Below are 13,011 nucleotides of genomic sequence, written 5' to 3'. Positions count from 1 at the left end.
GCACCACCAAGAAGGGGGGCCACCATGGCCTGGCACCGGGAGCTGCTGATCGGCTTCGACCTGGAGACGACCGGCACCGATCCGCGTGAGGCGCGCATCGTGACGGCGGCCGTGATCGAGGTCAGGGACGGGCAGGTGCTCGGCCACGGGGAGTGGCTGGCAGATCCGGGAGTGGAGATCCCGGCGGACGCCGTCGCGGTGCACGGCATCAGCAACGAGCGCGCGGCCGCCGAGGGCCGCCCGGCCGACGAGGTCGCCGACGCCGTCGCCGACGTCCTCGTGGGCTACTGGAAGACGGGCGTACCGGTCGTCGCGTACAACGCCACCTTCGACCTCACCCTGCTCTCCGCCGAGCTCCACCGGCACGGCCTGCCGTCCCTGCGTGAGCGCCTCGGCGGCCTCGACCCCGCGCCCGTCGTCGACCCGTACACCATCGACCGCTGGGCCGACCGCTACCGCCGCGGCAAGCGCAACCTGGAAGCCGTCTGCGCCGAATACGGCATCGCCCTGGACTCCGCCCACGACGCCTGCGCCGACGCCCTCGCCGCGGCCCGCCTCGCCGGCGCGATAGCCGCCCGCCATCCCAAGGTCGCCGCGCTCGGCCCGGCGGAGCTGCACCGTCGGCAGATCGAGTGGTACGCCGAGTGGGCGGCGGACTTCCAGAACTTCCTGCGCCGCAAGGGGAACGCGGAAGCGGTGGTCGACGGGGTGTGGCCGGTGCGGGAGTTGGCGGACGAAGTGGTGTAAGGGGTGCGGGGGCGGGGTCCGCGATGTCGGCGGCGGCTGTCAGGATCATCCGGTCCGCCCACCTGCCGCCTCGGCCGCTACGGCGCACCGCTCAGAACGGATACCACCGCACCCGCTCGTCGCCCTCCCGCAGTGACGCCACCCTGCGCTCGAACTCGGCCCGCGCCTTCGGACTGCTCGGCGCGTGCTGGGCCACCCAGGCGCAGCTGGCCGTCTCCCGGGCGCCGCGCAGCACCGCACAGCCCTCCCACTCCCGCACGTCCCAGCCGTACGTCTTCGTGAAGGACTCGTACGCCTCGGTCGGCAGCCCGTAGCGGTCGTGGGAGAGGGCCATCACCACGAGGTCGTGCTCGCGCAGGTCGCAGGAGAACGTCTCCAGGTCGACCAGGACCGGCCCGTCGGGCCCGATGTGCACATTGCGCGGCAGGGCGTCGCCATGGATCGGCCCGGCCGGCAGGCGCGGCGTGAGCGCGGCGGCCGCCGCCGCGAAGCCGTCCCGGCGCTCCCGCAGATACGCCGCGTCCGCCCGGTCGATCGCCTCACCCGCGAGCCGCAGCCAGCGCTCCACCCCGGCGAGCAGATCGCGCGGCGGCAGCCCGAAGGGCGGCGCGGGCAGGGCGTGCACCGCCCGCAGCAGTCCGGCCAGATCCCGTGGCTCGGCGGGCCGTACCGGATCGGGCAGCCGGTGCCACACCGTCACCGGGTGCCCCGCCACCAGCAGCGGCTCCTCACCGGCCGCGCGAACCGCGGGCACGCCCGCCTCGGCCAGCCACCGCGCGACCGCCAGCTCCCGCCGCGCCCGCTGCAGCAACTCGGCGTCCCGACCCACCTTCACGACCAGATCCCCGGCCGCGAACACCGCGTTCTCCCCGAGGGCGAGCAGCCGCACGTCCCCGACCGCCCCCGGCAACACCCCCGCCCCGGCCAGAACCTCCCGCGCCCGCGCCTCGTCCATCGCCCGCCTCCCTGTCGTCGTCACCCGGCCCGTCCAGCGACGGCCAGTTTCGCATTCGCCCAGGTGAGACCAGGTGAGAAGGGTCTGTGGCCCGACGTCAGAAAACGACATTGCACGAGACGTATCGTCTCGTTTACTGTCGACGGCATGACCAGTCCCGCTCACATCGCCATGTTCTCCATCGCCGCCCACGGCCACGTGAACCCCAGCCTGGAGGTGATCCGCGAGCTGGTGGCGCGCGGGCACCGGGTCACGTACGCCATTCCGCCGCTGTTCGCGGAGAAGGTCGCCGGGACCGGGGCGGAGCCGAAGCCGTGGTACTCGACGCTGCCCGGCCCCGACGCCGACCCGGAGGCGTGGGGCAGCACCCTCCTGGACAACGTGGAGCCGTTCATGGAGGACGCGATCCAGGCGCTGCCCCAGCTCGTCGAGGCGTACGAGGGCGACGAACCCGACCTCGTCCTGCACGACATCACCGCCTATCCGGCCCGCGTCCTCGCCCACCGCTGGGGCGTCCCGGCGATCTCCCTCTCGCCGAACCTCGTCGCCTGGGAGGGCTACGAGGAGGAGGTGGCCGCCGGGCTGTGGGCCGAGGCCCGCACCTCCGAGCGCGGCCGGCGCTACTTCGACCGCTTCCACGGGTGGCTGACGGAGAACGGCATCACCCTGCACCACGACGACTTCGTCGGCCGCCCCGACCGCTCCCTCGTCCTCATCCCGAGGGCGCTGCAGCCGAACGCCGACCGTGTCGACGACAGCGTGTACACCTTCGTCGGCGCCTGCCAGGGCGACCGCGCCGCGGAGGGCGCCTGGCAGCGGCCCGCCGACGCCGAGAAGGTGGTGCTCGTCTCGCTCGGCTCGTCCTTCACCAAGCAGCCGGAGTTCTACCGGGAGTGCGTGAAGGCGTTCGGCGACCTGCCCGGCTGGCACCTGGTGCTCCAGATCGGCCGGCATGTCGACCCCGCCGAGCTGGGCGACGTACCGCCGAACGCCGAGGTACGGGACTGGGTCCCGCAGCTCGCCGTCCTCAGGGAGGCCGACCTGTTCGTCACGCACGCCGGCGCCGGCGGCAGCCAGGAGGGGCTGGCCACGGCCACCCCGATGATCGCCGTACCGCAGGCCGTGGACCAGTTCGGCAACGCGGACATGCTTGAGGCCCTCGGCGTCGCCCGGCACCTCCCCACCGAGGAGGCCACCGCCGAGGCCCTGCGCACCGCGGCCCTCGCCCTCGTGGACGACCCCGAGGTCGCCCGCCGACTGGACGGCATCCGGGCGGAGATGGCCCAGGAGGGCGGCACCCGCCGCGCCGCCGACCTCATCGAGGGCGAACTGCCCAGCCGCTAGGGACGGTCCAGGGCCCGTTGGCTCCCCGGTCGCCAACGGGCCCTGAACCTCTTCGGGTGACGCCTCAGACGCCGACCCGCTCACCCTCGTCGTCCCGCGCCCGGTCGCTCCCGTCCGTCACGGCCTCCGGCGCCTCGTCGTGCGTGAGGTCCGGCAGCCGGTGCAGCCACTTCGGCAGGTACCAGTTGCGCTCGCCCAGCAGCGCCATCACCGCCGGGAGCAGCACACCCCGGATCACGGTCGCGTCGATCAGCACCGCGGCCGCGAGGCCGACGCCCATCTGCTTCATCGACTGCATCGACAGCGTGCCGAAGATCGCGAACACGGCGACCATGATGACGGCGGCGCTGGTGACCACCCCGGCCGTGGTGACCACACCATGGGCGATCGCGTCCTTCGTCGTACGGCCCCGCAGCCGCGCCTCGCGGATCCGCGAGACCACGAACACGTGGTAGTCCATCGACAGGCCGAACAGGATCACGAAGAGGAACAGCGGCAGCCAGGTGACGATCGCGCCGACACCCTCCGCGCCCACCAGCGAGGCGCCCCAGCCGTGCTGGAAGACCGCCACGAGGATGCCGTACGCGGCGCCCACCGACAGCAGGTTCAGCACGATCGAGGTGAGCGCGACGGTCAGCGACCGGAAGGACAGCAGCATCAGCACGAAGGCGAAGACGACCACGAACACGAACACCGGGACGACGGAGCCGACCAGCTGGTCGTTGAAGTCCTTCGAACCGGCGACCTGACCGGTGATCGGCGCCTCGACACCGTCGACCTTGCCGAGCGTGGCCGGCCGCACCTCGTCGCGCAGCTTCTCCAGGCTCTCGCCCGCCTTGTCCAGGTCCGAGCCGCCGACCAGCGGCACATAGACGAAGGCGATGTTCTGCGCGTCGTGCAGCTTGATCTCGACCGGGCCGCGTGAGGCGCCCGAACTGACCGCCCGCTCACGGAAGCCGGCGAGGGCGGACCGCACCTCCGGCGCGTTGATGTCCTTCGCCTTGACGATCACCTCGGCCGGCTCCGAGCCGCCGGGGAACGCCTCGTTGACCCGGTTGTACGTCTGCACGATGGGCAGCGAGTCGCCGAACTCCTGGTCCAGCGTGAGGTTCTGGGTCTTCATGCCGAGCGCGGGCGCGGCGATCGCCAGCAGCGTGCCGGCCGCGACGACGACCGAGGCGACCGGCCGGGCGAGCACGCCCTTCAGCACGGCCGACCAGAACCGGCTGCCGCTCTCGCCCTTGCCGGCCCGCCGCTTCAGGAACGGCAGGCGCCCCTTCTCCACCCGCTCGCCCAGCAGCGACAGCAGCGCCGGCAGCACGGTCACCGAGCCGACCATGGCGACGGCGACGACCATCAGCGACGCCAGGCCCATCGCCTCGAACTCGGCGAGCCCGGTGAACAGCATGCCCGCCATCGCCACACACACCGTGACACCCGAGACGACGATCGCGCGGCCACTGGTCGCCGCGGCGATCCGCAGAGCGGTCTGCGCGTCCCGGCCGGCCGCCCGCTCCTCACGCTCGCGGCGCAGATAGAACAGGCAGTAGTCGACGCCGACGGCCAGACCGACCAGCAGCATCACCGAGTTGGCGGTGTCGCTCATCGGCATCACATGGCTGACGACGCCCATCAGACCCATCGTGGCCATGATCGCGGTGATCGCCAGCAGGACCGGCAGCAGCGCCGCCACCAGGGCGCCGAAGGCGATGAGCAGAATGCCGAGGGCGACCGGCACCGCGGAGTACTCGGCCTTCTGGAAGTCGTCCCCGAACGCGTCGTCGAACGTCTTCATCATGCTGGCGCCGCCGATCTCCTCGATCCGCAGCGTGTCGGCGTACTCCTTCTGCACCCCCTCGACCGCCTTCAGGACCGGCTCGACCCGCTCCCCGGCGGTGTCCGACTCACCGCGCATGTCGAACTGCACCAGCGCGCTGCGCCCGTCCTCGGAGATGGTCTGCGCGTCGTACGGCGAGGTCACGTCGGCGACCCGGCCGGTCGCGTCGACGGCCTTCATGACCGCGTCGACGGCCTGCCGGAACTCGGCGTCCGTGGCCTTCAGTTTCCCCTTGGCCTGGATGAGGACCGTCTCACTGGCCGGCTCGTCGATCCCGGCGTCCTCGATGATCTTCGCGGCGGTGTGCGTCTCGCCCTTGAGCTGGTCGCTGTCCTTGACGTCGACCCGGCCCGCCGCCGAACCGAGCCCCATCGCCAGGACGACGAACAGCACCCAGATGCCGACGGCCGCCCATCGGTGCCGCGCGCTCCAGCCGCCGGCCCGGGCGGCGAAACCCCGCACCCGCGTTTCCTGGTTCCCCATGACGGGCTTGCCCCCTCGTCTGCTGTGGCGGCCCCCTGCCGCCACTGTTGAATCGAAGGTATGGGGCGGATAAAAGCATCTCGTCGTACTGTCCGGTGAACCGGTGGGCGCCCGGGTCCTCCCCTCGGAGTCCGCCGTCTCACCGCTGGGTAGGACAACGGCCCCTTACATCTATCGGGGGAACTCGGGGACCGCGATCAGGGCCGGACGGTCGCCTAGAGTGATCACATGACGACCACCTACGCGGCACTCCTGCGCGGCATCAACGTGGGCGGCAACAGGAAACTGCCGATGGCCGCCCTGCGCACCCTGATGGAGGACCTCGGGCATGTCGGGGTCCGCACCTATCTGCAGAGCGGCCAGGCCGTCTTCACCGCCGACCACGGCGACGAGGACTCCCTCGCCGCGGAGCTGGCACAGGCGATCGAGGAACACTTCGGCTTCTCCGTCGACGTGATCGTCCGCGACCACGCGTATCTGAAGACGGTCGCCGACGCCTGTCCGTTCCCGGCCGCCGACCTGGAACCGAAACAGCTGCACGTCACCTACTTCTCCGCGCCCGTCGACGCCGCCCGCTTCGCCTCGGTCGACCCGGCCGCGTACGCCCCCGAGGACTACCGGCTCGGCGACCGCGCCCTCTACCTGTACGTCCCCGAGGGCCTCGGCCGCTCCCAACTCGCCGACGCCCTCTCCCGCCCCCGCCTGACCCAGGGGCTGATCGCCACCACCCGCAACTGGAACACCGTCGTCAAGCTCGTGGAGATGACCGATGACTGAGCGCACCCTGGCCGTGGCGGCCGCGGTCGAGAGTGAGCTGCGGCTCCTCGACCCGGCCGTACGTCGCTCACGCGACCTGACCGAGCAGCTGCTGCACCCCGACTTCCTGGAGTTCGGCGCCTCCGGGCGGCGCTGGGACCGCGCCTCGATCGTCGCGTCCATGGCCGACGCCGCCGCCGACGACGAGCGCCCGATCACCGCCCGCCGGATGACCGGCGTCGAGCTGGCACCCGGCCTGGTGCACCTCACCTTCGACACCGAGTACAACGGCCGGCACGCGCACCGCAGCTCCCTGTGGCGGCGCACGGAGGAGGACGGCACCTGGCGGCTGTACTTCCACCAGGCGACGCCGTTCAGCCCCGCGGAAGCGTGACCTTCCGCAGACCGAGGTAGGGCGCCAGGGAGAGGATCTCCCCGGGTACGGCGAGCCGCGGGTCGGCATGGAGGCGCGCGGCCTCCTCGTCGGTCGCGGCGGCCACGGCGTCGATCAGGGCGATGTCGTCCTCGGTCGGCGCGCCCTGGCTCAGACCGGCCAGGCCCCAGCCGTCCCAGGGCAGCGGCTCGGTGCCGTTGCAGGCCGCCAGGTCCAGCACGACGCTGCGCAGGACGAGCGGCATGCCCCGCAGCTCCGGTCGCACCCACACCCCGAACGACTCCGGATCCGCCTCCCCGGCCCGGCACGCCCGCCACGCCTGCCCCGCCACCACGAACCGGTCGCGCGGCACGTCCAGCGGGTCGAAGGGCACGTCGTAGAAACCGGCGTTCACCTGCGCGTCGGCCAACCGCTGGCCCCCGTCGGGCAGCTGATATTCCGTCACCCAGTGATCGTCGTGGAAGCCCTCGACGAAGTACGTGCCGAAGCCGCCCCGCAGCCGGGCCGGCGTTCCGGTGGCCCGCAGCAGGGAGCACAGCAGGAGCGAGAAGTCCCGGCACGTCCCGACGAACCGCTCGTCGTACGGCCGCGGTTCGGTCAGCGGACCGTCCCCGCGCTCACTCAGGATCCGCAGGATCTCCCTGACGTACCGGGACTCGGCGTCGTGGTGGAGCCGCTCCTCGGGGACGGTGTGCCCGAGCCGGTCCCCCTCCATCCGATGGAACATCAGCCCTCGTACGGCGTCGGCGAGTCGACGTGGGTCACGGGGCAGACCGGTGACGTCGAGGTCGCCCGGGTCGCTGTACGGCGTCTGCTTCAGGTAGTGGTCGTCCATGGCGTCGACCCTCGGGCCTGCCCCAGGGGCAAGGTCAAGCTGTGCGAGGGTTCCCCCATGCGTTACATCATCATCGGAGCGGGAGCGGTCGGCGGCACCGTCGGCGGGCGGCTGGCGGGGGCCGGGCAGGAGGTCGTGCTCGTCGCGCGCGGCGCGCACCACGCGGCCCTGCGGGACGGCGGGCTGCGCCTCAGGGTCCCCGAGGGCGAGCTGACGTACCGGCTGCCCGTGGTCGAGGGGCCGGACGGCCTCGGTGAGCTGCGCCGGGACGACGTCATCGTCCTGGCGGTGAAGACACAGGACAGCGAGGCGGCGCTGCGGGCGTGGGCCCCCGTGCCGGTCGCCGGCGGCGGCACGGCCGCCGAGCTGCTGCCGCTGGTGTGCGCGCAGAACGGCGTGGAGAGCCAGCGCCTCGCCCTGCGCCGCTTCCGGCACGTCTACGCCGTCTGCGTCTGGCTGCCCTGCACCCATGTCGAACCCGGAGTCGTCTCCGCCGCCGGCGCGCCCCTGACCGGCGTCCTCCACCTCGGCCGCCATCCGCACGGCGTGGACGACACCGCCCGCCGAATCGCCGCCGACCTGGAGAAGGCACCCTTCGAGGCGCCTGTGGTCGCGGACGTGGCGCGCTGGCAGTACGCCAAGCTGCTGAGCAACCTCGGCAACGCCCTGGAGGCGGTGACCGGACCCGTGGACAGCGACGACGCGCGGGCGCTGTACGCCCGGCTGCGGGCCGAGGGCGAGCGGGTCCTCGACGCGGCCGGGATCCCGTACGCGAGCGCCGAGGAACAGCGGCGGGTCCGCGGCGACAAGGTGACCCTGGTGCCGCTGGAGGGTGCGCCGCGCGGCGGCGGCTCCTCGTGGCAGTCGCTCAGCCGCGGCACCGGCACCATCGAGGCGGACCACCTCAACGGCGAGATCGTCCTGCTGGGCCGGCTGCACGGCGTACCCACCCCGCTGAACGAACTGCTGCAGCGGCTCGCCAACGCGTTCGCGCGCGAGCGGCGCCGGCCGGGGGAGATGCCGGTGGCGGAGCTGGTGCGGCTCGCCGACGCAGCGGGCTGAGCCCCTGGCGTGGTGTCGCGTTTCTTCAGCCGAGGCGTACGCCGCCCAGCTGGACCGCGCGGTCGCGGCCTGGGCGGACCCGGCGGTCTGGGAGGACGCCACCACGTTCGAGCGAGCACTGGCGCAGAGCGGCAGGGACCCACGACCGCAAGCATGAGTGGGCCACTGAAACAGTCCATGATTGGGCCGTGGGACGGACCCGATCCCGGCCTAACGTGGACGGCATGACGCACACCGCAGAGCCCGCTCGGGTCGACTTCTGGTTCGACGCCGCCTGCCCCTTCGCCTGGATCACCTCACGCTGGCTGCTGGAGGTCGAACGGCACCGGCCGCTCGACCTCCGCTTCCACGCCATGAGTCTGTACCTGCACAACCTCGGCAACGAACTCCCCGACTGGTACCGCGACCTGGTCGACAGGTCGGTCGGCCCGGCGCGGGTGGCGGCGGCCGCGGCGGAGCGGTACGGCGAGAAGGTGCTGCGCGATCTCTACACCGCGTTCGGCACTCGCATCCACGAACGGGGCATCAAGGACTTCGACGCGGTGATCACCGAGTCCCTCGCCGAACTCGGCCTGTCCGCCGACCTGATCGCCGCCGCGCACGACACGTCGTACGACGCAGTCCTGCGCCGCAGCCACGACGCGGGCGTGGAACCGGAGTCGGGCGGCTACGTCGGCACGCCGACGATCCATGTCGACGGCACCGTGTGGTTCGGGCCGGTGCTGCGGGCCGTTCCGCGCGGTGAGCGGGCGGCCGAACTCTTCGACGCCTTCCGGGTGCTGGCCGTACACCCCGACTTCTTCGAACTGAAGCGGACACGGACCGGGAGCCTGACCTTCACATGAGGGTCGTCGGCTCCCCCCGCCACCGCGCTGTGTCGTCAGGCGCCCACCGCCGCCGCCAGCGGTACGCACGCCGAGTCGTAGCGGCGCAGCAGCAGCCGCGCGACCTCCGGGGCGGGGCCCAGGACGTCGGCCAGGACATCGGCGTCGGCCGCGCCGCGCGCGATACGGTCCGGGAGAAAACCGGGCGCCAGGACGTACGGCGCGACCGCGACCCGCTCGCAGCCGAGGTCGCGCAGCTCGCGTACGGCGTCCTCGGTGCGGGGCAGGGACGCGGAGGCGAACGCGGGTCGCACGGCGCACCAACCGGTGTGCCGCCACTCCCGCGCGATTGCTGCGATCACCGCGATCGCCTCCGGGTCGGTGGACCCCGCCGAGGCCAGTGCGACCCCGGTCGAGGACTTGTCGGCCGGGCTCAACCCGGCCTCGTACAGGCGGCGTTCGAGCGCGGACAGCAGCAGCGGCGACGGGCCGAGCACCTCGGCCTGCCGGATCCGCAGCCGCACCGGCGCCTCCCGCAGCACCGCCGGGATGTCCGCCTTGGCGTGGAACGCGCGCGTCAGCAGCAGGGGGAGTGCCACGACGTCCTGGACGCCCTCGGCCGCCAGCGACTCCAGCACGCCCTGCACGGAAGGGACGTTGAAGTCGAGGAAGCCGGTCTCCACGCGCAGGCCGGGCCGCTGCGCGCGGACCCGCTCCACCAGGGCGTGCACGGTCGCGGCGTGCCGCGGGTCGCGGCTGCCGTGCGCGATGACGAGAAGGACCGGCTGTCCGTGCATGGGCGTTCAGCTCCTCGCCAGCAGACCGCGGCTGCGCAGCACCCACCGCTCCAGCGGGCTGAAGATCAGCAGGTCGATCGCGATACCGACGAACAGGATCATGATGATCGCCTCGAACACCATCGCCATCGAGCTGGCGTTGCGCCCGTTCTCCAGCAGCGCGCCCAGGCCGATGCCGAGGTCGGGGGAGGAGGCGATGATCTCCGCCGCCATCAAGGACCGCCAGGAGAACGCCCAGCCCTGTTTCAGCCCGCCCAGGTAGCCGGGCAGCGCGGCCGGCATGACGATGTGCCAGGCACCCTTCAGCCCGGTCGCGCCCATCGTGCGGCCCGCCCGCAGGAACAGCGGCGGCACCTGGTCGATGCCGGACACCAGGCCGTTGGCGATGGACGGCACCGCGCCGAGCAGGATCACCGCGTACATCATCGAGTTGTTCAGGCCCAGCCAGATCACCGCCGGCGGCACCCACGCCACCGACGGCAGCGACTGCAGACCGGACAGGATCGGCCCGATCGCCGCGCGCACGAACTTCACCCGCGCCACCAGCAGCCCCAGCGGGGTGCCGATGGCCAGCGCCAGCAGGAAGCCCAGCAGACCCCGCGAGACGCTGGTCCAGATGTACTCGTGGAGCGTGCCCTGCAGCCACGCCTCGCGGAACTCCGCGCCGACGTCGGCCGGCGACGGCAGCTTGGTCGGGTCGTCGACGATCCGGAAGGAGATCAGCGCCTGCCAGACCACCAGGACGACCGCGACGGCGACGACCGGCGGAAGGATCTTGTCGACGAAGGTCTTCCGGAACGGCGTACGGCTGCTCGTCGCCGACGTCTCCAGGGCGTCCAGGCCCGCCTCCAGACCGCCCAGCTCGGCGCTGTCCTTCCCGGCAGCCGTCGGGTCGGTGGTCTCAGTGCTGGCCATGACGGCGGATCTCCCCACGCAGTACTTCGGTGATCTCTCGGGACAGTTCGGCCACCGGCGCGTCCTCGATGCGGCGCGGCTGCGGGATGTCCACCCGCCACTCGCGGGCCACCCGGCCCGGCCGCGAGGACAGCAGCACCACGCGCTGCGCCAGCCGCACCGCCTCCCGCACGTTGTGCGTGACGAACAGCACCGACAGTCCGGTCTCCGCCCAGATCCGGGTCAGCTCGTCGTGCAGCACGTCCCGGGTGATCGCGTCCAGCGCCGCGAACGGCTCGTCCATCAGCAGCAGGTTGCTGTCCTGGGCGAGCGCCCGGGCCATCGCAACACGCTGGCGCATTCCGCCGGACAGCTCGTGCACCCGCTTGCCGTACGAGCCCTTCAGCCGGACCAGTTCCAGCAGCTCCTCGGCGCGGCCGCGCCGCTCGCCCTTCGCGACCCCCCTGAGCTTCAGGGCGAGTTCGATGTTCTTGCCCGCGGTCAGCCACGGGAACAGGGCGTGCTCCTGGAACATCAGCGCCGGCCGGCCGTCGGTCGTGATGTTCCCCAGGGACGGCTTGTCGAGGCCCGCCACCAGGTTGAGCAGCGTCGACTTGCCGCAGCCGGAGGCCCCCAGCAGGGTGACGAACTCGCCCGGCGCGACATCCAGGGAGATGTCGTCGAGGACGAGCTGCTGCCCGGCGGGCCCGGTGAAGGACTTCGAGACGTGGTCGATACGGGCGGCGTACTCGACTGCCGCGGCGCCCTCGGCCTGGATGGTCGCGGTGGCCATGGTCGTCACCTCCTGGAAACGTTCGGGAATCGGGGGCTTACCGGACACCGAGGCCGGCGTCGTCGACGGCGGGCTCGCCCGCCGCGTTCAGGACCTGGTTGAGAAGAGCGAGGTCGTAGATGCCGGCCAGCTCAGGGGCCTCCAGCAGACCCGCCTGCACGGCGTGGCCCGCCTGGGTCCTGAGCGTCGCGGCCAGCGGATCGTCGGTGAACAGGATGGACTCCCACGCCGGGTCGAGGACGTCGGCCGGCAGTGCCTTGCCCGCGTCCGCCTCGATCTGCGCGTTCGCCGCGGCCTTCGCCTCGTCCGGGTGGGCGTTGATCCACCGGTTGGTCTCGACGGACGCCTTCAGCACCGCCTCGACGGCCTTCGGGTGCTCCTTGAGGAACTTCTGCGACACGATGATGTTCGTGATCACGAACTTCTTGTCGGGCCACAGGTCGGACTCGTCCAGCAGCACCTTCGCGCCCTCGGCGACCAGCTTCGACGCGGTCGGCTCGGGCACCCAGGCGCCGTCGATGGAACCGGACCTGTAGGCGTCGGGCGTGATCTTGTTGTCGGTGCGGACCACCGACACGTCGCCCTTGCCGCTCTGCGGGTCGACGTTCCAGCCCTGCTCGGCGATCCAGTGGAGGAACGCCACGTCCTGGGTGTTGCCGAGCTGCGGGGTGGCGATCTTCCTGCCCCTGACGTCCGCGACGGACCTGATCTTCTCCGGGTTCACCACCAGCTTCACCCCGCCGGACGCCGAACCGCCGATGATCCGCAGGTTCCTGCCCTCGGACCGGGTGTAGCCGTTGATCGCCGGGGACGGACCGATCCAGCCGATGTCGATGGAGCCCGAGTTGAGGGCCTCGATCTCGGAGGGACCCGCGTTGAACACCTGGTACTTGGCCTCGGTGCCGCCGAGCGCCTTCTGGAAGAAGCCCTGGTGGTGCGCGACCAGCGCCGTCCCGTGGGTGAGGTTGCCGAAGTAGCCGATCTTCACGGAGTCGAGTCCGTCGATCCTCGCCGCCCCCGCGACGACCTGCTGCCGCGCGGAACTGTCGGCGGCCTGGGAGCCGTAACCGCACGCGGCGAGGGCGAGCAGCGGGAGCACGGCGAGGACCGCGAGCGTTCGGCGCAGGACGGGTGTGGCAGGCACGGGAGGGGTTCCTCTCGGTGGCCCGGCGGTCACGGCTTCAGGCCGTGGCCGGGAGGTCGGCGGGGCGTTTTCGGCGATGGCGGGAGCAGCGGTCGTACGTCATCGCGCACATCGCGTCACTCCGCCCTGCCCGCTTCCCAGGACGC

At 72.1% G+C, this 13,011-nt stretch carries 12 protein-coding genes and 1 pseudogene; 6 read left to right on the top strand and 7 right to left on the bottom strand.

The features are described 5' to 3' along the window. Positions 1-24 precede the first annotated feature (24 nt). The gene (locus ACH5AC_RS14000) at positions 25-747 is read left to right on the top strand and encodes a 3'-5' exonuclease (protein WP_398861989.1); all 723 of its coding nucleotides are present in this window, start codon (positions 25-27) and stop codon (positions 745-747) included. Between the two features lie 91 nt (positions 748-838). Here the strand turns inward: ACH5AC_RS14000 and ACH5AC_RS13995 are convergent, their stop codons facing one another. Beyond that, positions 839-1,702: a phosphotransferase enzyme family protein gene (locus ACH5AC_RS13995; RefSeq protein ID WP_398861988.1), complete on the bottom strand. Its 864-nt coding sequence runs from the start codon at positions 1,700-1,702 to the stop codon at positions 839-841. 86 nt (positions 1,703-1,788) lie between these two features. Between ACH5AC_RS13995 and mgt the strand changes: the two are divergent. After that, a pseudogene (gene mgt, locus ACH5AC_RS13990) lies at positions 1,789-3,046 on the top strand (macrolide-inactivating glycosyltransferase). 64 nt (positions 3,047-3,110) lie between these two features. Here mgt and ACH5AC_RS13985 read toward each other — a convergent pair. After that, positions 3,111-5,366 (bottom strand): MMPL family transporter, encoded by a 2,256-nt coding sequence (locus ACH5AC_RS13985; protein ID WP_398861987.1) that lies wholly within the window; start codon positions 5,364-5,366, stop codon positions 3,111-3,113. Between the two features lie 228 nt (positions 5,367-5,594). On the opposite strand from ACH5AC_RS13985, the gene ACH5AC_RS13980 reads away from it, so the two are divergent. Beyond that, positions 5,595-6,143 carry a DUF1697 domain-containing protein gene (locus tag ACH5AC_RS13980; protein WP_398861986.1) on the top strand — a complete coding sequence of 183 codons (549 nt, stop codon included), beginning with the start codon at positions 5,595-5,597 and terminating at the stop codon, positions 6,141-6,143. After that, positions 6,136-6,516 carry a DUF4440 domain-containing protein gene (locus ACH5AC_RS13975; protein WP_398861985.1) on the top strand — a complete coding sequence of 127 codons (381 nt, stop codon included), beginning with the start codon at positions 6,136-6,138 and terminating at the stop codon, positions 6,514-6,516. Before ACH5AC_RS13980 ends, ACH5AC_RS13975 begins: the two co-directional genes overlap by 8 nt. Here ACH5AC_RS13975 and ACH5AC_RS13970 read toward each other — a convergent pair. Next, a complete protein-coding gene (locus ACH5AC_RS13970) occupies positions 6,497-7,351 on the bottom strand; it encodes a transglutaminase-like domain-containing protein (protein WP_398861984.1) in 855 nt (284 codons plus the stop codon). The two genes, ACH5AC_RS13975 and ACH5AC_RS13970, sit on opposite strands and share 20 nt — an antisense overlap. Positions 7,352-7,408: 57 nt before the next feature. Between ACH5AC_RS13970 and ACH5AC_RS13965 the strand changes: the two genes are divergently transcribed. Next, on the top strand, positions 7,409-8,413 hold the full coding sequence (locus ACH5AC_RS13965; RefSeq protein ID WP_398861983.1) for a ketopantoate reductase family protein: 1,005 nt from the start codon (positions 7,409-7,411) through the stop codon (positions 8,411-8,413). Between the two features lie 224 nt (positions 8,414-8,637). Continuing rightward, complete coding sequence (locus ACH5AC_RS13960) at positions 8,638-9,258, top strand: DsbA family protein (protein ID WP_398861982.1); 621 nt, start codon at positions 8,638-8,640, stop codon at positions 9,256-9,258. A gap of 35 nt (positions 9,259-9,293) precedes the next feature. Here ACH5AC_RS13960 and ACH5AC_RS13955 read toward each other — a convergent pair whose 3' ends face one another. From ACH5AC_RS13955 to ACH5AC_RS13940, 4 genes are read right to left on the bottom strand one after another with little or no spacing between them, the layout of a single operon-like run. Continuing rightward, positions 9,294-10,034, bottom strand: coding sequence for a sirohydrochlorin chelatase (locus ACH5AC_RS13955; RefSeq protein ID WP_398861981.1), 741 nt, complete (start codon positions 10,032-10,034; stop codon positions 9,294-9,296). A gap of 6 nt (positions 10,035-10,040) precedes the next feature. Then, the gene (locus ACH5AC_RS13950) at positions 10,041-10,949 is read right to left on the bottom strand and encodes an ABC transporter permease (RefSeq protein ID WP_398861980.1); all 909 of its coding nucleotides are present in this window, start codon (positions 10,947-10,949) and stop codon (positions 10,041-10,043) included. Next, positions 10,936-11,721, bottom strand: coding sequence for an ABC transporter ATP-binding protein (locus ACH5AC_RS13945; protein WP_398861979.1), 786 nt, complete (start codon positions 11,719-11,721; stop codon positions 10,936-10,938). The genes ACH5AC_RS13950 and ACH5AC_RS13945 overlap by 14 nt, the downstream gene beginning before the upstream one ends. 37 nt (positions 11,722-11,758) lie before the next feature. Next, positions 11,759-12,865 (bottom strand): ABC transporter substrate-binding protein, encoded by a 1,107-nt coding sequence (locus tag ACH5AC_RS13940; protein ID WP_398861978.1) that lies wholly within the window; start codon positions 12,863-12,865, stop codon positions 11,759-11,761. Positions 12,866-13,011 lie beyond the last annotated feature (146 nt).

Origin of the sequence: Streptomyces sp. NPDC018693 (assembly GCF_044391385.1) — a bacterium.
In the GTDB taxonomy this organism is placed as follows: domain Bacteria; phylum Actinomycetota; class Actinomycetes; order Streptomycetales; family Streptomycetaceae; genus Streptomyces.
Note: the sequence above shows the minus strand (reverse complement) of the source record. Positions and strands in the feature narration are given on the sequence as shown.